Origin of the sequence: Tritonibacter sp. SIMBA_163 (assembly GCF_046535935.1) — a bacterium.
GTDB lineage: Bacteria > Pseudomonadota > Alphaproteobacteria > Rhodobacterales > Rhodobacteraceae > Epibacterium > Epibacterium scottomollicae.
Genome location: NZ_JAWJBP010001389.1, coordinates 1 through 234 on the forward strand (window position 1 = coordinate 1; position 234 = coordinate 234).

At 62.0% G+C, this 234-nt stretch carries 1 protein-coding gene; it reads left to right on the plus strand.

All coding sequences use genetic code 11. The features are described from left to right. Positions 1-233, plus strand: a 233-nt coding sequence (locus R0J92_RS26850) for a YqaA family protein (RefSeq protein ID WP_411053928.1), incomplete at its 5' end; no start/stop codon positions are given. Position 234 lies beyond the last annotated feature (1 nt).

Below are 234 nucleotides of genomic sequence, written 5' to 3' on the forward strand. Positions count from 1 at the left end.
TTCCTGCATCTCCCCAAGGGCTTGCCCGTGCCGAGCGATGGTATCACCGCTTTGGCGAAGCGAGCCTGCTACTCTCCTGGGTGCCCGTGATTGGCGACCCGCTGACCGTTCTGGCGGGCGTCATGCGCCTTTCCTGGTGGCGTGCACTACTGTGGATTGTGTTGGCCAAAGGTGCGCGCTATGGGCTGCTCATCGTGATGGCGCAGCAATGGTTAGCGCCCTACCGCCAATAAG